This window comes from Rothia sp. LK2588 (assembly GCF_040946465.1).
In the GTDB taxonomy this organism is placed as follows: Bacteria; Actinomycetota; Actinomycetes; order Actinomycetales; family Micrococcaceae; genus Rothia.
The window spans coordinates 402,897-422,766 of the sequence record NZ_JAYWLS010000002.1 but is presented as its reverse complement, the minus strand read 5'-3'; the positions used below and the strand labels follow the sequence as shown (position 1 = coordinate 422,766).

Sequence of the window (19,870 nt, the reverse complement as noted above, 5' to 3'; positions counted from 1 at the left end):
CGCGGGCGAGCGCCCGCGCGAGCACGCGAGACGGATGCTGGCGCCGTGCTTGGCTGCAGGGGTCTGTCAGCGCAGTTGGCTAAGCGGCGTCCTGCGTCTGAGTAGGCGCCGTGCTTGGCTGTGGGGGCCTGTCAGCGCAGTTGACTGAGCGGCCGTCCTGCGTCTGAGTTGTCGAGCCTAAGCCAGCTCGGGGAAGGCCTCCGCCACACCGGCGAAGGTGATCTTGCCGGCGTCGGTGTTCAGGCCCAGCTTCAGTGCCGGGTCAGACTCGAGCGCGGCGTCCACGCCTTCTGCCAGGTTCAGCACGAAGGGCAGGGTTGCGTCGGTCAGCGCCACGGTGGAGGTGCGGGGGACCGCGCCGGGCATGTTGGCAACGCAGTAGTGGCGGATGCCGTCCACCTCGAAGATCGGGTCCTGGTAGGTGGTCGGGCGGGAGGTTTCGAAGCAGCCGCCCTGGTCGATGGCGACGTCGATCAGCAGAGCGGAGGGCTTGAGCAGCGCGAGGTCTTCGCGGCTGATCAGGTGCGGTGCCTTCGCGCCGGGAACCAGCACGGAGCCGATGATGACGTCGGCGTCCTGGATCTCGTTGCGGATATTGCCCGGGTTGGAGGTCAGCACGCGGGCCTCGGTGCCGAAGCGTTCGGCCAGTTCGCGCACGCGGGGGCCGTAGCCTTCGAGGATGGTGACTTCGGCGCCGAGGCCGATGCACATCTGGGCTGCGTGGGTGCCCACGTTACCGCCACCGAGCACGACCACGCGGGCCGGCTGCACGCCGGGGACGCCGCCGAGCAGCATGCCGGGGCCACCCTGGGTGCCGAGCAGGTACTGGGCTGCTGCGGAGCCGGCCAGACGTCCTGCAACCTCGCTCATGGGCAGCAGGAGCGGCAGGGCGCGTCCGTTGCGTACGGTTTCGTAGGCGATGGCGCGGGTCTTGGAGTTAAGCAGCGCCTCGGTCAGCGGCTTGTCGGCGGCCAGGTGGAGGTAGGTGAAGAGGGTCAGGTCTTCACGCAGGAACTTGTATTCGGCTTCGATGGGTTCTTTGACCTTGACGAGGAGTTCAGCTTTCTCCCATGCCTCGTCTTGGCTGACGAGCTGTGCGCCCATCTCGGTGTACTGTTCGTCGGTGAAGCCGGCCCCTTCGCCAGCTCCCTTCTCGATGAAAACTTCGTGGCCCTTAGCGGTCAATGCGAAAACGCCTTCGGGGGTTAGTCCGACGCGCTGTTCTTGCGGCTTGATCTCGCGGGGAACGCTGATGCGCATTTTTCCTCATCTTTCACAAATAATTAAGTGATGCACGTCTATTGTCCCGCTATGTGGGAATTAAGCAAAGTACCGGGCCGCCCCATTTTTGCGGTAGTTGCGAACTCCGGCGCGGAGGGTGTTTAGGGTGATTTTCCCGAGGCGTTTTAATACCCCGACGATCGCCAGCGTCCGCTCCACCGTTGGGGAAACCCGAATGCCCCACCGTTCAATCTGACCTCGCATACACTGGAAATCATGCGTTACACCTTCCTCGGCCCGTCCGGCACCTTCACCGAAACCGCCCTGCTCACCCTCGACGAGGCGGTCACCGGGGAACGTTTTCCCTCCAACTCGGTGCCCGCCGCTCTGAACGCCGTGCGCGAGGGCGCGGCAGACGCGGCGATGGTGCCCATCGAGAACTCCGTGGAGGGCGGCGTGACGGCCACCCTCGACGCGATCGCGCTCGGCGGCAACCTGCGCATCATCCGCGAGGTGCTGGTGCCGATCCGCTTCGTGCTGGTGGCCCGCGCCGGGGTCACCCTGGCGGACGTTCGGCGCATCTCCACGCACTCGCACGCCTGGGCCCAGGTGCGGCAGTGGTCGCAGGAGCGCCTGCCCGAGGTCGAGTACGTGCCCGGGCAGTCCACGGCCGCCGCCGCGCTACAATTGCTGAGCAACGACAACCCCGGGTACGAGGCCGCGATCTGCGCCCCCGCGGTGGCCGAGGCCCACCCCGAATTGCAGATCCTGGAATCCGATATCGGCGACAACAAGCAGGCCGTGACCCGCTTCGTGCTCATCGCCCGCGACCCCGAGATCCCCGCGCCCACCGGCGCCGACAAGACCACGCTGATGGTCCCGCTACCCGAAGACCGCCCCGGCGCGCTGTTGGAGCTGTTGCAACAATTCTCTACCTGCGGCGTGAACCTCTCCCGCATCGAGTCTCGCCCGACCGGCAACTTCTTGGGCTCGTACTTCTTCTCCATCGACCTCGACGGCCACTTGCACGACGCTCGCATGCGCACCGCCCTGCGCGGGTTGCACCGGGTCTCTCCGGGGGTCACCTTCCTGGGTTCCTACCCGCGGGCGGACGTCCGCCGCACCGAGGTCGACGCCCACCATCAGGACGCCGCGTTCGACCAGGCCCGGGACTGGGTGGAGTCGCTGTTCCCCGGCGGCCGCCCCGACCACCTGAGCCAGCGCTAGGGCAAACAGCGAGGCGGCGGCCCCTCACACCGAGGGGCCGCCGCCTTGTCTCTTCAGACTAAGCGAAATCTCTTCAGACTGACCGAAGGTAACGCCGTCGACTAGTTCTCACCGCGGAACCACTTTTCGATGGTTTCGCGCCGTTCAACCGCGTTCTGCGTGAACTCCTTGAGCAGGGCGTCCGAGGTTTCCTCGAACTCGCGCTGGATGCGCTCGCGGGATTCGAGAAGCTCCTGCGGGATCTCTGAGAGGCGGCGGGTCTGCGCCTTGCCCTCAGGGTAGAGGTTGATCGCTACCGCGCCCGGGTGAATCTTGACGGTCAACGAGGTGGCCTCACCGATCACGTCACCGTCGATCTCCACCGGTTGTGCCTGCTTCAGGAAGCTCACCTTGGCCTCCGAACCAACGAAGTTCTCGACTGCGGGGAAGCGTTGCTTGCGGCGGGAGAGCACTTGGGTCGATAGGCTCAGCCAACCCAGCAGGTTGCGCGGGGTAAGCACGACGATTTCGAAGTGGCCGTCCTGCAGATTGGTATCGGGGGCCAACTGCACGCCACCCTGCAGGGTGCCGGTGTTGGCGATGAGCACGGAGCGGATCTTGCGGCCGAAAGCGGGCTTGCCGTCGATCTCGATGCGCACCGAGCGGCGCTGCGCCGTCAGGTTCTTGGCGGCGGCCTCGAGGTAGGCGATCCAGCCAAAGCGCGACTTGAGCTCTTCGCGGGTGTCGGTCATGATCTGCGCGTCGAAACCGGCGCCGCCCATGACCATGAAGTCGTGTTCTTCGGTCTTGCCTTCGGCGGTCTCCATGGTCAGGGAGACCATGTCGATCTGCTGCCGCTCACCGTGGAGCGCCATGTTGATGCAGGCCGGGGTGTCATCGAAGGGGATGTCGAGGTTGCGGGCCAGCAGGTTGCCGGTACCCAGCGGCACGATGCCGAGGCGGACGTCCGTGTTGGATACCGCGCGGGCTACCTCACGCACGGTGCCGTCACCGCCGACGGCGATCACGATCTCGGCGCCGGCCTCAACGGCGTCTTTGGCCATCGAGTAACCGGGATCTTCGACGGTGGTCTCAAAGAAAATAGCCTCGTCCCAACCGGCTTCTTCTATCTGGTCGCGGATCACGCGGCAACCGTGCAACGCCTTGGGCTTGGAGGGGTTGAACACCACGGCCACGCGCTTGGGTTCAGTGGGGTCGAGCATGACGTGCCAGGGCGAGTAGGTCGGCATCAGGTCAGGACGCTTCTCGCGGCCCGCGCGAACGGCGAGGTTGGTGCCCACAATGTATGCGGCACCGGAGGCCAGCGCACCGAGCGCCATGAGTTGTTGACGAGTAATCTTCATGCGAGAAAGTTTAGTTCAAAAAGCAAATAACTTGGTGAGGCTGTTATGGGGTAGATTTAAAGATGTGATTGATATTAATCTTCTGCGCGAAAATCCTGAACTGTTCCGTGAATCCCAGCGTAAACGCGGCGCTGACGTGACTCTGGTTGACCAGATCCTTGAAGCGGACACCACCCGCCGCTCGAGCATCTCGGAGTTCGAGACTCTGCGCGCCGAGCAGAAATCGTTCGGCAAGAAGGTTGCTCAGGCATCGGGTGACGAAAAGCAGGCCCTGTTGGCCGAGGTCAAGGAGTTGGCTGACCGCGTGGCCGCGGCGAAGTCGACCGCCGATGCCGCCCAGGAGAAGCAGGACGAACTGCTGCTGACCATCGAGAACCTCGTGATCGACGGAATTCCCGCCGGCGGTGAAGACGACTTCGAGGTGCTCAAGACCGTGGGCGAGCCCCGCGATTTCTCCGCCGAGGGCTTCGAACCCCGCGACCACCTCGAGATCGGTGAGCTGGTCGACGGCATCGACATGGCCCGCGGCGCCAAGGTCTCTGGCTCGCGCTTCTACTTCCTCAAGGGCCACGTCGCTCGTCTCGAGCAGGCTCTGATGACCATGGCTCTGGATCAGGCGGTCGAGAACGGGTTCGTCATGATGACCACCCCCACCCTGGTGCGCCCCGAGACCATGAACGGCACCGGCTTCAACGTCAAGCACGACGACGAAATCTACCGCCTGGAGCGCGACGACCTCTACCTGGTCGGCACCTCTGAGGTGGCCTTGGCCGGTTACCACGCCGACGAGATCCTCGACTTCTCCGATGGTCCGCTGAAGTACCTCGGTTGGTCGTCCTGCTACCGCCGCGAGGCCGGTTCTGCGGGCAAGGATACCCGCGGCATCATTCGCGTGCACCAGTTCAACAAGGCCGAGATGTTCATCTACTCGTCCCAGGAAGACGCCGAAGCGCTACACGATCAGATGCTGGCGTGGGAAGAAGAGATGTTGGCCAAGTGCGAACTGAGCTACCGCGTGATCGATACCGCCGCCGGCGACCTCGGCTCCTCGGCAGCCCGTAAGTTCGACTGCGAGGCGTGGATCCCCACCCAGGGCACCTACCGCGAGCTGACCTCGACCTCGAACTGCACCACCTTCCAGGCCCGCCGCCTGAACGTGCGTGAGCGCATGGCAGACACCACCGACGAGAACGGCAAGGTCAAGAAGGGTGGCACCCGTTCGGTGGCCACCCTCAACGGCACCCTGGCGACCACTCGCTGGTTGGTGGCTATCCTCGAGACCCATCAGAACCAGGACGGCTCGGTCAACGTTCCGGCCGCTCTGCAGCCCTACATGGGTGGCCTGAAGGTCATCCCGGTGGCGAAGAAGAAGTAGCGTTTCACGCCGCAGGCGTGAGCGTAGAACAGGGGCCCGATCCGTGGTGGATCGGGCCCCTGTTGTCTGCCGGCGTCCTCGAGGGGCCGGCCGAACCGGTTACTTGCGGTTGCCGCGTTCGGGGTGTTCCTGGTTCTTCTTGCTCACGCGGTCGCCGAGGAAGGTCAGCGCCTTCATGGGCAGGGACTTGCGTAGCCCGCCGATGGTGCGGCCTTCCCGCGGTTGGTGCGAGTCGGCGGCGGTGGAAGCGTTGGGGAAGAACTGCGCGGCCACGCTCATGCCCTTGACGAAGAGCTGCGGGGAGAGCCCGTGCAGGCGCATGGCTACCTTGGCGATGGGCGTGAGGATCACGTGGGACTTGCCCTCGAGGGTGCCCTCGACCATGCGCTTGGCGGCGGTGGTGGAGCTGATGGAGACCACCGGGATGGAGGCGCCGGGGGCGAACCAGGCGTATTCGCGGTCGCGCTGGCCGAAGTACTGGGCGCGCTCGTGGGAGCCGGTGCGCATGGGGCCGGGCAGGATGGTGGTGGCAGTGACGCCGGTGCCGCGTAGCTCCGTGGTGAGGCCTTCGCTGAAGCCGTAGGCGCCGAACTTGGCGGTGCTGTAGGGCAGCAGGTGGGGCACGGCGATGGCGCCGCCGATGGAGGAGACGGTGCCGATGTGTCCGCGCCGACGGCGGCGCATGTGCGGCAGTACCGCCCAGGTGACGTTGATGGGGCCCATGAGCATGGCGCCGATGGATTCGTCGAAGAGTTCTTCGGTGACGTTCTCGAGCGGGCCGACCTGGATGATGCCGGCGACGTTGAAGAGCACCTCGATGGGGCCCTGGTTCGCCTCGATGGTTTCGACGACCTGCTGGACGCGGGTGCGGTCGGAGACGTCGGCGGGGTAGTACTCGACGGTGATGCCGGGGTAGTCGGCGCGCAGTGTTTGGGCGGCTTCGGCGAGTTCGGATTCGGTGCGGGAGATCAGCGCGAGGTTGAATCCGCGCTGGGCCAGCTCGCGGCCGATGCACAGGCCGAGGCCGCGGGAGCCACCGCTGATCAGCGCCAGGCGGGTTCCGGCGGCGGGTACGTTCCGGGTGGTGGGGTGATTGGTCATGATGTGTTCCTTGTCGTAGAGGGTGGGGCGGGAATCTTTTAACTGAAATTATCAGTACCCTGACCTTATCACCGGGGGTGGCGCTCAGGTAAGGTGAATCCTAAGCATGCTGAGAAATAATTTCAGCAGGCTGTCCCGGGTCTCTTCCGCATGGACCCTCACCACAGATCCCCCTCAACTCACAGACCGACGCCGCCCACCGGCGTCCTGAGAAAAGAATCGAGCGATACATGCGAGCCCTTACCTGGCAAGCCCCCGGCAACGTCGAAGTTATCGACGTGCCCCGTCCCACCCTGCAAGAACCCACCGACGCAATCATCCGCGTGACCTCCACGGCGATCTGCGGTTCCGACCTGCACCTCTACGGCGTGCTCGGGCCCTTCCTCGACAAGGGAGACGTGCTCGGCCACGAGTTCATGGGAATCGTCGAAGAGACCGGCTCTGCGGTCACCAACCTGACCCCCGGCGACCGCGTGGTCGTACCCTTCAACATCTCCTGCGGTAAATGCTGGATGTGCTCGCGCGGTTTCTACGCCCAGTGTGAGACCACTCAGAACCGCGAATACAACAAGGGCGCCTCCCTCTTCGGCTACTCCAAGATGTACGGCCAGGTGCCCGGTGGCCAGGCCGAGTACGTGCGCGTTCCCCACGCGGACTTCGGCCCCGTCAAGGTGCCCGAGGGCTTCACCGACGAACGCGCGCTGTACCTCTCCGACATCCTGCCCACCGCCTGGCAGGGCGTGAAGTGGGCGCACGTACCCCGCGGCGGCACCCTGGCCATCATGGGTGCCGGCCCCATCGGTCAGCTGGCGCTACGTTCGGCGAAAGTGCAGGGCAACGCCGAGCAGATCATCGTCGTTGACCTCGTCGACGAGCGCCTGGAACTGGCCCGCCAGTGGGGTGCGACCGTGATCGACCTGCGCGAGGTAGACAGCGTGGGAGACGCGATCCACGACCTCACCAACGGCCGCGGCGCAGACTCGGTGCTGGACGCCGTCGGCATGGAAGCCCACGGAAACCCGGTACGCGAGAAGCTCATCAACGGGGTGGGCCGCCTGCCCGCGCCCCTCGCTAAACCAGCCATCGAGAAGGCCGGCATCGACCGAACCGCCGCACTCATCAGCGCGATTGACGCCGTGCGCCGCGCGGGAACAGTCTCACTCAGCGGTGTCTACGGCGGACAGGCCGACCCGCTGCCGATGATGGACATGTTCGACAAGGGTATCCGCATGACCATGGGCCAGTGCCACGTGCGTCAGTGGACCGACGAGCTCTCCGAGATCCTCTTCCAAGACGAGGACGTCTTCGGTGTGGAGCAGCTGGCCACCCACCGCCTGGGCCTCTCGCAGGCGGCCGAAGCCTACGAGATGTTCCAGAAGAAGCAGGACGGCTGCATCAAGGTGGTGCTCGACCCCACCCGGTAAGGGCGCTGCTCACGCAGAAGGGGCCCCGGGTCTGTTCACACAGACCCGGGGCCCCTTTCTGCTTCTGAGATGTTCTCCGCCGAGATCTTCCCAGCCGGGAATTACTCTGCCGAGATCACCGGCAACGGCTGTTTAGAAGGAGGTGTCGAAGCGCTCCCAAACGCGGTGTGCACCCAGCAACTCCTTGAGCTGCTGTACGGCCTCGGTACCCGAACCTGCCGCGACCACGCCGGCCGAATCGGCTACGCCCGCAGACTCGGCCAGTTGCTGACCGGCGTTGAGGGTGGCGATGGCCTTGCAGTGACGCCACGACTCGTTGAGCATCTGCATCACGCGCGGGTCGGTCTGGGGGTCCTTCGCGGCGCCGCTCTTAGCATCGCGGGAGACGCGTGCGTCGGCGCTGGGCGCGGGGTTGCCGGCCAGTAACAGAGCGTCGAACTCCACCGAGCGTCCCACAGAGAAGGGACGATCGACCGGCACACCGGCCACCTCGCCACCGGTTGCCGAGATCACCAGCGGAACCATCGACTCGTCGGTGATGGCGCGGTGGATCTCCGCCAGGTCGGCCGGTGGGTTCTGCGGATCGACCACGATGCCGATGATGCGGCCGTCCACCGGCCAGGTCTTGCCCAGCTGCGAGAGCGCGGCGCTAGGCTGCAGTGAATCCTCCACCTTCAGGCGAGGCGCGGGGGCCTCCATACCCAGGGCGGTGGCGACCTCCTGGCAGAGCGTCGCGTCGATCTCTGCGAGGTTCTGTAGCTGGCGCTCGCGGATGGTGGTCTCGTAGACCTTGCTCAGCTCGAAGGAGTAGGCGGAGATGATGTGGTCCTTCTCCACCTCGCTCATCGAGTTCCAGAACAGGCGAGCCTGGCTGAAGTGATCGTCGAAGCTCTGGGGGTTCTCCCGCACCTTGGCTGATTCCGCCAGCGGCACCGGAACGTCGATGAAAGGACGTTCGGAGTCGGGAGTAGTGGAGGGGTTACCGCCGTCGAGCGTGTTGGGGTAATAGGGTGCCACTCCGGTGTGGGTGGCCTGCTGCCCGTACCCGTCGCGGAACATGTCGTTGACCTCGGTGTGCGGGCGGTTGATGGGCAACTGGTTGAAGTTCGGCCCACCCAGGCGGGTCAGCTGGGTATCTACGTACGAGAACAGGCGGCCCTGCAACAGCGGGTCGTCGGTGACGTCGATGCCGGGCACCAGGTGGCCGGGGTGGAAGGCGGCCTGTTCTGTTTCGGCGAAGTAGTTGCGCGGGTTGCGGTTCAGGGTCATCTTGCCGATGGTCTGCACCGGCGCGAGTTCCTCGGGCACCAGCTTGGTGGGGTCGAGCAGGTCGATGCCCTCGAACATCTGGTCTTCTGTGTCGGGGAAGACCTGCACGCCCAGCTCCCACTCGGGGTACGCGCCGGACTCGATGGCGTCCGCCAGGTCGCGACGGTGTGCGTCGGGGTCGGCACCGCCGGTGATCTGAGCTTCGTCCCAGGTCAGCGAGTGCACACCCAGCTTGGGCTTCCAGTGGAACTTCACCAGCGAGGTCTCACCCTCGGCGTTGGTCAGGCGGAAGGTGTGAATGCCGAAGCCCTCCATCATGCGCAACGAGCGCGCGATGCCGCGGTCAGACATGTTCCACAAGGTCAGGTGCTGCGCCTCGGTGTGCAAGGAGACGAAGTCCCAGAAGGTGTCATGGGCACTCTGAGCCTGGGGGATCTCGCGGTCGGGGTGGGGCTTGCCGGCGTGAACGATGTCGGGGAACTTGATGGCGTCCTGAATGAAGAACACCGGCATGTTGTTACCCACGAGGTCGTAGTTGCCCTCTTCGGTGTAGAACTTCACGGCGAATCCGCGGGTATCGCGCACGGTGTCTGCCGAGCCGCGGGAACCCAGCACAGTGGAGAAACGCACGAAGACCGGGGTCTGCTTGCCGGGCTGGAGGAAGGCGGCGGTGGTCAGCTGGGACGCGGTGCCGTAGCTTTCGAACACGCCGTGAGCCGCAGCGCCGCGGGCGTGGACGACGCGCTCGGGGATACGCTCGTGGTCGAAGTGGGTGATCTTCTCACGCAGGTGGTGATCCTGCAGGAGGGTGGGGCCGCGGTTGCCGGCCTTCAGCGAGTGGTTGGTGTCGCGCACGCGGGCGCCGGCGGAGGTGGTGAGGTATTTGCCCTGCTGACGCACCGACTCGGGGTCGGAGCTGGGCTGGGCGCCGGTGGCGGTGCGGGGCGCGACGTCTTGGAGATCGTCCTTGGTCTCGAGGGGTTCGCGCGCGGTCGTGGGTTCCTCGATGGAGGGGTGTTCGGAGGTGGGCTGGCCGGGGGCCGGCTGCAGATTTTCGTTATGGGGAGTAGTCACGGTGAAGATGCTTTCTCTGTGGGGATAAGCTCTATTACGCCGAACATGGTCAGCATGCTTATTTGATAACTGTCTCACGTTGTCAGCGCTCGGTGCAACGGTGTCGTCCATATTTCAACCAAACGAAGAAGCCGTTGTTACAGGCAACGGTATGCCGCTAGGCTGAGAAGTATCTTTACAAATCTGAAATTCTTGGTGAAGGAGAGACGATGACTCAGCAGAACCCGAACAATAACCTAGAACCGCTCACTACCGACGACGTACAGCTCTACCTACAGCAACACCTCACCGCCGCCAAAGGTGGCCTCGCCCTCTTCAAGCGTGTGGCCGAGAACCACCCCGACATGCAGGTACGCGAGACCGTGACCGAGCTGAAGCGCGAAGTGGAAGAAGACTTCAGCCGTCTCGAAGAGATCGCTCGCCGCTTCGACGCCTCCCGCGCTCCGGTGCAGGAGGGCATGGCCGCGCTCGGGGAGAAACTGGGAAGGTTAAAACTTAACGGCCGCATTACTTCCCGCTCTCCGCTGAGCGACCTCTTCGAGGTAGAGGCCCTCATCGACGGTGTGTTCGCCAAGAAACAGTGCTGGAACACCCTGCGGTTGTGGGCCGCCCACGAGGCATCCCTCGACGTCGCCCAGATCGACTCGTTGCTGGCACGTGCCGAACGTCAGCTGGAACGCCTGGGTCAACTTCACGACGCCACCGCCGCCCGTTACCGGGGCGAGTAGCGAGAACCTAGACCTCTTCGCGGTGGCGGGCCAAGAAGAAGTAACCCCAGATCAGCGCGAAGGCCGCGACCAACACCAAACCGGCATTGCCCAGGTCGATCTCCGCCAACCAGGAGGTCAGCGGGTCTTCCAGCTCGAACAGGTCGTTGAAAAACCCGCCCAGGGTAATGACCGAGATAAACAGCGCCGAGACCGAAGAGACCAGGGTGACCGTCAGGTTGAAGTGGTCGCGGCTACGGCGGTCGGTCAGCGCCGAAGAATACAGCTTCATCATGCCCAGCCCGTTGACGGTGTCGCAGAGCGTCATCGCCGCGGTGAACGCGATCGGCAGACCGATCAGCGCGGTGGCCGGCACCCCAGCGAAGGACGCCGAAACCGTCAGCAGCAACAGGCCGATGGTGGTGGCGGTATCGAAGCCCAGCCCGAAGAGCAGACCGAGCACGAAAATATCGCGCGGTTTGCGCACCTTCGAGAGCGGTTTCTTGATCAGGCGCGTCATCAACCCATCGGCCGCCACATGTTCGTGCGCGGCCACCTTGCGGTGACGGAAGAGGCGGTAGGCGATGCGGCTATTGAAGAGGCCGATGAACAACAGGTAGAACCCCGAGACGCCCATGCCGATCAGGCCCAAGACGCGGTTGGTATCGCTACCCTCTTCGAAAGCGCCGTTGACGAATTGCGCGCCGGCAACCACCATGACGCCGGCCATCGTCACCACCGTCGAGTGGCCCAGGCTGAAGGCAAACCCCACGCTGGCTGGGTTAGAACCCTCGGCCACGAACTTGCGGGTGGAGTTGTCGATGGCCGAGATGTGGTCCCAGTCGTAACTGTGCTTCAACCCCGCCGTGTAGGCCGCGATGACCATGCCCAAGGCGATCGGGGTGGCCCCCGGCGTCCACGCCGTGGCCAAGAGGGCAATAGCGAGAACGTGCAACAGCGCCACCGCGCCGAAGGTAAACGCCACCCGCACCTTCAGCGGCAGGGAACTGCGGCCCACCACATAGTGCCGGTAGTAGCTGATCGGGGACGTGCTCATGGGTGCTCCTTCGCGAGAGATCAAGGTTTAGTGAGAGGTGGGTACGGCTCCGTCTTGCGGGGAGCGGGTCGCCGAACGGGAACGCACCGCGTACCAGGCCAGCATGATCAACCACATCGAGATCAAGAAGGGCCAAGTGAACACGGGGATGGGCGTGTGGCCCAACCCGATGCCGATACTTACAGCGAGCGCCGCACCGACCACCGCGCCCACCACGCGGGTTACCGTACGCTCCCGCGTCCAGAAGGTAGCGCCCAACGCGATCGCCACCAGCACCGCGCTGTACCCGTGCAAACCTGCGGAGACGGCACTCAGCGGGTGACCGAACAGGAGGGCCACGAGGTTGGCGACCAGCATGCCCAACAGACCGAAGAGGCCGATTTGCACGCTACCGATGAACAGGGCAACGATGATCAGCAATCCCGTGAAGATATTGTCGGAGAGCACCACCTCAGAGAAACTGTGGGCGATGGTCAGCTCCAGCGATTCGGCGACCCCGCTGCCGGTGGTCGGATCCAAGGGATGCGCCAGCTGGGCCGCGAGGGTCATCAGCACGCCGCAGATGATGCAGAAGGGTGCCGTGGAAACCGGCAACTGGGCGCCGGCGAGGGGGCGGGACGTAAACAGGCGGGTCACCACGTCGTGCATCGGAACGCACGCGGTGGCGCCCAGAATCGTGACGAAGATAGCCAAGACCGGGGGAAGCTGCGCGAACCCCGCGAAGGCACCCACCAGGGCGCCGTTGAAGCCCATCAACCCCTGGGGCACCAATTCTTCATGACGTTGCAGGTAACCCACCCCGGTCTGCACCAGGGTGCCGAGCAGCATCAACAGGGCCATCAGCGGGTTATCGATAGCCACCGCCATCAGGATCAACGCCCCCGAGATGGGGTTGTTGACGAAAAAGATCTGCGAGACACCGCGCAGCGTGTAGCTCAGCCAGTTCACTAAGACTCCTAATACTTACGTAATTCCAGCGGTCCTAAACCGGCCGCCCGATCACGGAACATGGTGATGATGTGGGTGTGGACGGCCGCGATCTCGGCGGTGGACTGCGCCAGCGAACGCACGGCTAACCCGCGCATCCCCAGGCTGCGCTCGCCGCCGAGTACGCTCAACCCCACGGTGTACCCGCAGTCGTCCAGAACCTGCTGGGCGGCGTCCACGAACTCGTCGGTGATGACCGGCGAGGCGAGCAAGAGCTGCCCGGTGTGGGTGTGGCCCTCCATGAGGCCCGCGGCGTTGACGTCGGCCTCTTCCGCCGGGCGCACACGCAGGTGGTCCAGCGCCAGGCGGCGGGTGTTCTCCCCGTCGGTCACGCGCACCTCGGCACGCATGGAGAGCCCCGCGTAGGTGAAGTGCTCACCGCGCGGGGACCACCCGGGGGTGACGATCTCAGACATCACCAGCGACGCCCCGGTGTGCAGGGTGACGTCGGTGCGCTGAATGTAATCACCGTTTTCGTAGACGATCAGCTGATCGGGCACGTACTCGCAGTAACCACCCTCCTCGACGACCACGTTCATCTGCTGGAAGGCAGGCCCCTGCGGGGTCTTGTAGACCTTCGTGGCCGACTGCGTGGTCAGCGTGGCCGAGGCCCCGGCGCGGACGGTGAGGTCCAGCAGGTAGTTGTCGGCGCCGAAGTAGGCCCCGCCCGGGTTGATCACGGTGTAGGTGACGTGCCCGGTACGGTCCAGGTAGTGGGGGCGCAACACGCGCAACGCCCCCTCGTGGTACTGCCGGGTGGCGCGGTTGGTGCCTGCCTCGCTGGCAATGTCCAAGCGCAGGACGCCGGCCCAGTCTTTCTCTGCCGCAGTGCGGCTGTGTTCGGCCGTCACGGATTAGGAGGTGAGGTCGAGCATGAGCACGTCGCGGCGAATCCAGTTCTCCACGACGTCCAGGCCCTCGTCGGTGACCAGGTTGGTGAAGGCGTAGGGCTTATCTTTGCGGAACACCTTGGAGTCGGCCTCCATGACGGAGAGGTCCGCGCCCACGTGCGGGGCGAGGTCGGTCTTGTTGATCACGAACATGTCTGACTTGATCATGCCCTGACCGGCCTTACGGGGGATCTTCTCACCCTGGGCCACGTCGATCACATAGATCGAGAAGTCGACCAGCTCGGGGCTGAAGGTCGCCGAGAGGTTGTCACCGCCGGATTCGACGAAGATGATCTGCAGGTCGTCGAAGCGCTTCTTCAGCTCTTCAATGGCGGCCTCGTTCATCGAGGTGTCTTCGCGGATCGCGGTGTGCGGGCAGCCGCCGGTCTCGATGCCGATGATGCGCTCTTCGGGCAGCACCGAGTTGCGGGCCAGGATCTTGGCGTCTTCGATGGTGTAGATGTCGTTGGTGATCGCGGCCATCGAGATTTCGTGGGACATCGAGCGGGTCAAACGCTCCACGAGCTGGGTTTTACCCGCGCCCACGGGGCCGCCGATACCGATGATAATAGGGTCTGACATGGTGTTTCTCCTTGAAAAATTGTTAACTCATGAAGAGGCGGGCGCGTTGGCGCTGATGCTGCATCTGGGCTATCTCTAGTCCGGGGGAGATCGCGCCGAGGTCATCAAGACTCAGCGTGGCCGAGACCTCCACGGCGTGAATCACCTCGGGTTGAACCCGGGCGATCACGCGCTGACCGGCGGATTGCCCCAGCGGGATCGCGCGCACCGCGTTCTGCGTCAGCGCGATGACGGTGGCGTAGACGTGGGAGCTGACGGCTTCGTCCACGGGCACCTCCAGCGAGCGGGCCAGAACCGCCCAGACGGACGCCGGGTGCGCGAACAGCTCGCCGGCGGCGACCCCCTCGGCGTAGCGGTCGACCCAGTCACCGGGGTACGACTCGGCGCCGATCGTCAGCAGGCGCTTGCCCATGGTGATGGAGCCTTCGCGGATCTGAACCGGTAGGGCGCTGACGGTCAACAGCTCGTCGAGGTCGGCGACCTGCTCGAAGGTCTCTGCCCGATAGACCTCGCGGATCGCCAGCGCGTCGGTGTAGGTCAGCTGCTGGCGGATGAACATGGTGACCCACTGTTCGAATTCCGCCTCCGACTCCAGCCCGCCCCGGGCCATGTACGTCTCGAATCCTTGCGAATGCGAGAACGAGCCCGTGGGCAGGGCGGAGTCCGCCAGCTGCATGATGCCCAGCAGTGAGTGCAAACGATGCATTAGTGGGTGTGCTCCGCGTGGCGGAACGGCACGGGCATCACGCGTTCCTGGCGGGAGTAGGGGATCTCGTGGTGTTTCAGGAAGTCCTCGACCGTGTGGTCGTACTGCACCACCATCACCTCGGCCTCGTACTCGCTGTCGGCGTCAAAGAACTGCGCCTGCAGGTGACGGTTGCCCAGCGAGTGCGCCACGAACGCCATCTCAACGATGGTGCGCGCGGCGATGACCAGGACGTCGGTGGGCAACACCGAGACCACGATCGCGTTGCCGCGCTCGCCGGAGTCGTCGATAGCCAGGATGTCGCCGTCCTTGAGGTCGGGGGAGCCGCCCGGCAGGCGCAGGCCCAACTCGTGACCGTGATCGGTGTCCAGTCGTTGGATGCGCTTGACGAGGTCGGCGCTGGGCAGCACCACTTTTTCGACGTGGCGCTGCCCCACCAGCTCGGCACCGGCCGGCTCGTGTGTGTTTCCTAGGATTTCGGTGATGATCATCGTTTCTCTTTACGTGGCTTAGAAGAGGAAGTAACGCTGAGCCAGGGCGAGTTCTTCGCGCGGCTGGCAGGTGACGACCTCGCCGTTGACCTTGACCTCGTAGGTCTGCGGGTCAACGGTCAGATCGGGGGTCTCACCGTTGAACTTCAGGTCAGACTTCTGCAGGTTGCGGATGCTGTGGCAGGTGCGAATCTTCTTCTGCAACCCCAGCTGACGAGCCACGCCGTCGCGCATGGCCGCTGTGGAGAGGAAGGTGATCGAAGAGTCGTAGACTGCCGAACCGTAGGCGCCGAAGACCTTGCGGTACCAGGCGGGCTGCGGGGTGGGGATCGAGGCGTTCGGGTCGCCCGAGACGCCGTGAACCATCTGGCCGCCCTTGATGATGACCTCGGGGCGGGCACCGAAGAACTTCGGGTCCCAGAGAACCAGGTCGGCGAACTTGCCGGGTTCGATGGAACCCACCACGTGGGAGATACCCTGGGCGATCGCGGGGTTGATCGTGTACTTCGAGACGAAGCGCTTGATGCGGAAGTTATCACCTGCGGTGCCCTCGTCTTCGGGCAACTGGCCGCGCTGCTTCTTCATCGAGTCCGCGAGCTGCCAGGTGCGCAGGATGACCTCACCCACGCGTCCCATCGCCTGCGAGTCGGAGGAGGTCATCGAGAAGATGCCCATGTCGTGCAGAACGTCCTCAGCCGCGATGGTTTCCTTGCGGATGCGGGAGTCGGCGAAGGCGACGTCCTCGGGGATTGAGGGGTTGAGGTGGTGGCAGACCATCAACATGTCCAGGTGCTCTTCGACCGTGTTGCGGGTGAAGGGGATAGTGGGGTTGGTGGACGCCGGGAGCACGTTCTTGTCACCGGCCAGGGCGATGATGTCGGGGGCGTGACCGCCGCCGGCGCCCTCGGTGTGGAAGGTATGAATCACGCGGCCGTCGATGGCGGCGCGGGTGTCTTCGACGAAACCTGCCTCGTTGAGGGTATCGGTGTGGATCGCGATCTGCACGTCGTACTCGTCGGCGACCTCCAGGGCGGTGTTGATGGAGGAGGGGGTCGCACCCCAGTCCTCGTGCACCTTCAGGCCGATCGCGCCGGCGCGGATCTGCTCGGCCATGGGCGAGATCGAGGAACCGTGGCCCTTACCCAGCAGTCCGAAGTTCATGGGGAACTCTTCGAAGGACTTGAGCATGTTGTGGATGTTCCACTTGCCCGGGGTGATGGTGGTTGCCTTGGACGACTCGGAGAGGCCGGTGCCGCCGCCGATCATGGTGGTGATACCGGAGACCAGCGCGGTCTCGATCTGGTCGGGGCTGATGAAGTGGATGTGGGTGTCGATGCCGCCGGCGGTGAGGATCTTGCCCTCGCCCGAGAGCACGTCGGTGGAGACACCGATGGTGATGTTTACGCCCTCCATGGTGTGAGGGTTGCCGGCCTTGCCGATCTTCTGGATGTGGCCGTCGCGGATGGCGACGTCTGCCTTGTAGATGCCGGTGTAGTCGATGATCAGCACGTTGGTGATGACCAAGTCGGGCAGGCCTACCTCGCGCACCAGCTGGCTGTTCTGGCCCATGCCGTCGCGCACGACCTTGCCGCCGCCGAACACGGCTTCTTCACCGGGAGTAGTGAGGTCTTTCTCGACCACGGCAAAGAGGTCGGTGTCGCCGAGTCGAACGGCGTCACCGGTGGTGGGGCCGTAGAGGCTCGCGTAACGTTCGCGATCTAGTTCAAAGCTCATTGCTACAACTCTTTTCTTACTGCCGGGAAGTTCTTACTTGGTTTCTTTGTGGGTCTTCAGCGGCTGCGGGGCATCGCCGGCGACGGACTCGTGGCGGCGCTTGGGGGCCTGGCCGTGGGCGCTTGCCCTGTCCTTGAGGAAGGGCTGCGCGTCGCGGGCTTCCAGCGGCCCGTCGACCAGGTCGCGGAATCCGTAGACGATACGGTCGCCGCCGAGCGGGATGAGTTTCACAGTGGTCTTGTCGCCGGGTTCCAGACGCACGGCGGTGCCGGCGGGGATGTCGAGGCGGCGTCCCAGGGCCTGTTCGCGGTCAAACTCAAGATCGGGGTTGGCTTCGGCGAAGTGGTAGTGCGAACCGACCTGCACGGGGCGGTCGCCGGTGTTGGTGACTTCCAGTTCGATCGCTTCGCGGCCGGCGTTGCAGGTCACGGTGCCTTCGGCAAGCTTGTATTCTCCGGGGATCATGGTCTTCTTCTCGCCTTCTCTCTAGCGGATGGGGTGGTGCACGGTGACGAGCTTGGTGCCGTCGGGGAAGGTTGCTTCCACCTGGACGTCGGTGATCATCTCGGGCACGCCCTCCATGACGTCGTCGCGGGTGAGGATGGTGGAGCCCCAGTTCATGAGGTCGGGCACGGTACGTCCATCGCGAGCGCCTTCGAGCAGTTCGTAGGTGATGATGGCGACTGCCTCTGGGTAGTTCAGTTTCAGCCCTCGCTTCTGGCGGCGACGCGCGAGGTCTGCGGCGACGACCACCAGCAGCTTTTCTTGTTCTTTGGGTTGGATATGCATACGATGCCTCTCCCTGAGAGAAAGTATGAAGCTCGCCGTCGACCCCGGAGGCGGGCTCAACGACGAGCGGGACATCATTTAGTTATACGCCTTAACTTTTCAGTACTGTAAAAAAATCTCTAGATTTAATTCAGATTTGGTCGAATTCCTGTACAAAAACCAGCCGATTCAGAGCATGTTCTCAGGAAGAATCCCCTAGTGAGACCCATTTGTGGGGTGAGCTGGGGGCAGATGGCCGGCTGTGATTAGGCATACACGAAGGCGCCCCCTCTGCCATGCGGCAGAGGGGGCGCCTTGGTGTTCGCGAAGAACGATAGCGGTCTGTTAGGAACGCTGGTGCTTGGAGTGGATGACCACGAAGGTGCTCGGGTCGGCACGCTCCCACCACTCGTCCCACGGCTCGGGCGCGGTGCCCTCGAGCAGCTGGCCGGGTTCCAGCCAGTCGTAGAGGCGACGGTAAGACAGCGAGTGAGTCGAGTCAACGCGGTGGAAGACGTGCTCAGGGCCGAGATCGCGGAAGTCTTCCAGACCCATAGAGGCCAGGATGCGCATGGCCGAGTGCATCACGCCGAAGTGGTAGTTGCGCACGCGAGCGCCCTTGTCGTCCACGTCGATGCCGCGCTGCAACCACTTATTCTGGGTGGCCACGCCGGTGGGACATTCGTTGGTGTGGCACTTCTGCGCCTGCACGCAACCGGTGGCCATCATCATGCCGCGTGCGGAGACTGTGAAGTCGGCGCCGAGTGCCATGCGGCGCACAACGTCCGCACCGCCGGTGATCTTGCCGGCCGCGCACAACGAGACCTTGTCACGCAGACCCGAGCCCACCAGCGCGTTCTGCACCATGATCAGGCCGTTGGTCAGCGGCTGGCCCACGTAATCGGTGAACTCAATCGGAGCCGCACCGGTGCCGCCTTCGGCACCGTCCACGGTAATCCAGTCGGGGCTAATGCCGGTCTCCAACATCGCCTTGCACAGCGAGAGCACCTCGATTTCCGAGCCCACGCAGAACTTGATGCCGATCGGCTTGCCGCCGGAGAGTTCGCGCAGCTGGCCGATGAACTGCATGAGTTCCAGGGGGTTGCTGAAGGCGGAGTGTGCCGGCGGGGAGGGCATATCCTTGCCGACGGGGATGTGGCGGATCTTGGCGATCTCTTCGGTGACCTTGTCACCGGGAAGCATGCCGCCCAGGCCGGGCTTAGCGCCCTGCGAGAGCTTGAGCAGAATGCCCTTAACCTCGGGGGTCTTAGCCTTCTCGGCGAACATCTCGGGGTTGAAGTTACCCTGTTCGTCGCGGCACCCGAAATAACCGGAACCGAACTCCCAGATGAGGTCTGCCCCGTACTTCAGGTGGTAGGGGGAGATGCCACCCTCACCGGTCTCTTGCACGAAGCCGCCCATGGCCGCGCCCTTGTTCATGGCCAGTACGGCGTTGGCCGAGAGGGCACCGAAGCTCATCGAGGCGATGTTGAACAGGGAGATGTCGTAGGGCTGGGTGCAGTTGGGCCCACCCAGGCGCTGGCGCGGTTCTTCCTCCATCATGGGAACCGGGGCCATGGTGTGGCGAACGATGTCGAAACCAACCGCCGAGACGTCTTGCTCCGTACCGAAAGCCTTCTGCCCGCTGTAACCCTTAGCGTACTCGTACACCATTGAACGAGTATCGCGGGAGAACGGGCGGCCGTCGCGGTTAGATTCGAAGAAGTACTGGCGGATTTCGGGGCGGATCAGCTCGAAACCGAAACGCGCCCACCCCAACACCGGGAAGTTGCGGATGATGGAGTGCTTCTTCTGGGTTACGTCGTGTGCGGCCACTCCGGCAAGGGATGCGCCGGCCACCGCTGCAGTGGTCTTCAAGATCTTTGAAGCTTTGCTAGACATCTTTGTCTTGTC

18 protein-coding genes are annotated in these 19,870 nt (G+C 64.1%); 4 read left to right on the top strand and 14 right to left on the bottom strand.

Features of this window, described 5'->3' with window-relative positions:
- Positions 1–177: 177 nt before the first annotated feature.
- A complete protein-coding gene (gene ald / locus VVR12_RS06300; protein WP_368550313.1) occupies positions 178–1,260 on the bottom strand; it encodes an alanine dehydrogenase in 1,083 nt (360 codons plus the stop codon).
- 237 nt (positions 1,261–1,497) lie between these two features.
- Between ald and pheA the strand changes: the two genes are divergently transcribed.
- On the top strand, positions 1,498–2,448 hold the full coding sequence (gene pheA, locus VVR12_RS06295) for a prephenate dehydratase (protein ID WP_368550312.1): 951 nt from the start codon (positions 1,498–1,500) through the stop codon (positions 2,446–2,448).
- A 101-nt stretch (positions 2,449–2,549) separates the two neighbouring features.
- Here pheA and VVR12_RS06290 read toward each other — a convergent pair whose 3' ends face one another.
- Positions 2,550–3,791, bottom strand: coding sequence for a diacylglycerol kinase family protein (locus tag VVR12_RS06290; protein WP_368550311.1), 1,242 nt, complete (start codon positions 3,789–3,791; stop codon positions 2,550–2,552).
- A gap of 64 nt (positions 3,792–3,855) precedes the next feature.
- On the opposite strand from VVR12_RS06290, the gene serS reads away from it, so the two are divergent.
- Positions 3,856–5,166: a serine--tRNA ligase gene (gene serS, locus VVR12_RS06285; RefSeq protein ID WP_368550310.1), complete on the top strand. Its 1,311-nt coding sequence runs from the start codon at positions 3,856–3,858 to the stop codon at positions 5,164–5,166.
- A gap of 99 nt (positions 5,167–5,265) precedes the next feature.
- Here the strand turns inward: serS and VVR12_RS06280 are convergent, their stop codons facing one another.
- Complete coding sequence (locus VVR12_RS06280; protein WP_368550309.1) at positions 5,266–6,267, bottom strand: SDR family NAD(P)-dependent oxidoreductase; 1,002 nt, start codon at positions 6,265–6,267, stop codon at positions 5,266–5,268.
- 230 nt (positions 6,268–6,497) lie between these two features.
- Between VVR12_RS06280 and VVR12_RS06275 the strand changes: the two genes are divergently transcribed.
- Positions 6,498–7,691: a zinc-dependent alcohol dehydrogenase gene (locus VVR12_RS06275; RefSeq protein WP_368550308.1), complete on the top strand. Its 1,194-nt coding sequence runs from the start codon at positions 6,498–6,500 to the stop codon at positions 7,689–7,691.
- Positions 7,692–7,823: 132 nt separating this feature from the next.
- Here VVR12_RS06275 and VVR12_RS06270 read toward each other — a convergent pair whose 3' ends face one another.
- Positions 7,824–10,034, bottom strand: a complete 2,211-nt coding sequence (locus VVR12_RS06270; protein WP_368550307.1) for a catalase — start codon at positions 10,032–10,034, stop codon at positions 7,824–7,826.
- Positions 10,035–10,243: 209 nt separating this feature from the next.
- Here VVR12_RS06270 and VVR12_RS06265 point away from each other — a divergent pair, with 209 nt between their 5' ends.
- The gene (locus VVR12_RS06265; RefSeq protein WP_368550306.1) at positions 10,244–10,762 is read left to right on the top strand and encodes a hypothetical protein; all 519 of its coding nucleotides are present in this window, start codon (positions 10,244–10,246) and stop codon (positions 10,760–10,762) included.
- Positions 10,763–10,769: 7 nt separating this feature from the next.
- Here the strand turns inward: VVR12_RS06265 and VVR12_RS06260 are convergent, their stop codons facing one another.
- The 10 genes from VVR12_RS06260 to VVR12_RS06215 form a co-directional block, all read right to left on the bottom strand.
- Complete coding sequence (locus tag VVR12_RS06260; protein ID WP_368550305.1) at positions 10,770–11,798, bottom strand: HoxN/HupN/NixA family nickel/cobalt transporter; 1,029 nt, start codon at positions 11,796–11,798, stop codon at positions 10,770–10,772.
- Positions 11,799–11,825: 27 nt separating this feature from the next.
- The gene (locus tag VVR12_RS06255) at positions 11,826–12,746 is read right to left on the bottom strand and encodes an urea transporter (RefSeq protein WP_368550304.1); all 921 of its coding nucleotides are present in this window, start codon (positions 12,744–12,746) and stop codon (positions 11,826–11,828) included.
- An 8-nt stretch (positions 12,747–12,754) separates the two neighbouring features.
- Positions 12,755–13,636, bottom strand: coding sequence for an urease accessory protein UreD (locus VVR12_RS06250; RefSeq protein ID WP_368550303.1), 882 nt, complete (start codon positions 13,634–13,636; stop codon positions 12,755–12,757).
- A 3-nt stretch (positions 13,637–13,639) separates the two neighbouring features.
- A complete protein-coding gene (gene ureG, locus VVR12_RS06245) occupies positions 13,640–14,257 on the bottom strand; it encodes an urease accessory protein UreG (protein WP_368550302.1) in 618 nt (205 codons plus the stop codon).
- Between the two features lie 22 nt (positions 14,258–14,279).
- Positions 14,280–14,963: an urease accessory protein UreF gene (locus VVR12_RS06240; protein ID WP_368550301.1), complete on the bottom strand. Its 684-nt coding sequence runs from the start codon at positions 14,961–14,963 to the stop codon at positions 14,280–14,282.
- Entirely contained in the window at positions 14,963–15,454 is a 492-nt protein-coding gene (ureE, locus tag VVR12_RS06235; protein ID WP_368550300.1) for an urease accessory protein UreE, read from the bottom strand. Before ureE ends, VVR12_RS06240 begins: the two co-directional genes overlap by 1 nt.
- Before the next feature lie 18 nt (positions 15,455–15,472).
- Entirely contained in the window at positions 15,473–17,188 is a 1,716-nt protein-coding gene (ureC, locus tag VVR12_RS06230) for an urease subunit alpha (RefSeq protein ID WP_368550299.1), read from the bottom strand.
- Positions 17,189–17,221: 33 nt separating this feature from the next.
- A complete protein-coding gene (locus VVR12_RS06225; protein ID WP_368550298.1) occupies positions 17,222–17,653 on the bottom strand; it encodes an urease subunit beta in 432 nt (143 codons plus the stop codon).
- Between the two features lie 21 nt (positions 17,654–17,674).
- Positions 17,675–17,977: an urease subunit gamma gene (locus tag VVR12_RS06220; RefSeq protein ID WP_368550297.1), complete on the bottom strand. Its 303-nt coding sequence runs from the start codon at positions 17,975–17,977 to the stop codon at positions 17,675–17,677.
- Between the two features lie 324 nt (positions 17,978–18,301).
- Positions 18,302–19,858 (bottom strand): FMN-binding glutamate synthase family protein, encoded by a 1,557-nt coding sequence (locus VVR12_RS06215; protein WP_368550296.1) that lies wholly within the window; start codon positions 19,856–19,858, stop codon positions 18,302–18,304.
- Positions 19,859–19,870 lie beyond the last annotated feature (12 nt).

What these genes read in the sequence shown, in the direction of transcription:
- ald (WP_368550313.1), bottom strand. Translation starts at nt 1,260, where the DNA reads ATGCGCATCAGCGTTCCCCGCGAGATCAAGCCGCAAGAACAGCGCGTC.
- pheA (WP_368550312.1), top strand. Translation starts at nt 1,498, where the DNA reads ATGCGTTACACCTTCCTCGGCCCGTCCGGCACCTTCACCGAAACCGCC.
- VVR12_RS06290 (WP_368550311.1), bottom strand. Translation starts at nt 3,791, where the DNA reads ATGAAGATTACTCGTCAACAACTCATGGCGCTCGGTGCGCTGGCCTCC.
- VVR12_RS06280 (WP_368550309.1), bottom strand. Translation starts at nt 6,267, where the DNA reads ATGACCAATCACCCCACCACCCGGAACGTACCCGCCGCCGGAACCCGC.
- VVR12_RS06275 (WP_368550308.1), top strand. Translation starts at nt 6,498, where the DNA reads ATGCGAGCCCTTACCTGGCAAGCCCCCGGCAACGTCGAAGTTATCGAC.
- VVR12_RS06265 (WP_368550306.1), top strand. Translation starts at nt 10,244, where the DNA reads ATGACTCAGCAGAACCCGAACAATAACCTAGAACCGCTCACTACCGAC.
- VVR12_RS06260 (WP_368550305.1), bottom strand. Translation starts at nt 11,798, where the DNA reads ATGAGCACGTCCCCGATCAGCTACTACCGGCACTATGTGGTGGGCCGC.
- ureG (WP_368550302.1), bottom strand. Translation starts at nt 14,257, where the DNA reads ATGTCAGACCCTATTATCATCGGTATCGGCGGCCCCGTGGGCGCGGGT.
- VVR12_RS06240 (WP_368550301.1), bottom strand. Translation starts at nt 14,963, where the DNA reads ATGCATCGTTTGCACTCACTGCTGGGCATCATGCAGCTGGCGGACTCC.
- ureE (WP_368550300.1), bottom strand. Translation starts at nt 15,454, where the DNA reads ATGATCATCACCGAAATCCTAGGAAACACACACGAGCCGGCCGGTGCC.
- ureC (WP_368550299.1), bottom strand. Translation starts at nt 17,188, where the DNA reads ATGAGCTTTGAACTAGATCGCGAACGTTACGCGAGCCTCTACGGCCCC.
- VVR12_RS06225 (WP_368550298.1), bottom strand. Translation starts at nt 17,653, where the DNA reads ATGATCCCCGGAGAATACAAGCTTGCCGAAGGCACCGTGACCTGCAAC.
- VVR12_RS06220 (WP_368550297.1), bottom strand. Translation starts at nt 17,977, where the DNA reads ATGCATATCCAACCCAAAGAACAAGAAAAGCTGCTGGTGGTCGTCGCC.
- VVR12_RS06215 (WP_368550296.1), bottom strand. Translation starts at nt 19,858, where the DNA reads ATGTCTAGCAAAGCTTCAAAGATCTTGAAGACCACTGCAGCGGTGGCC.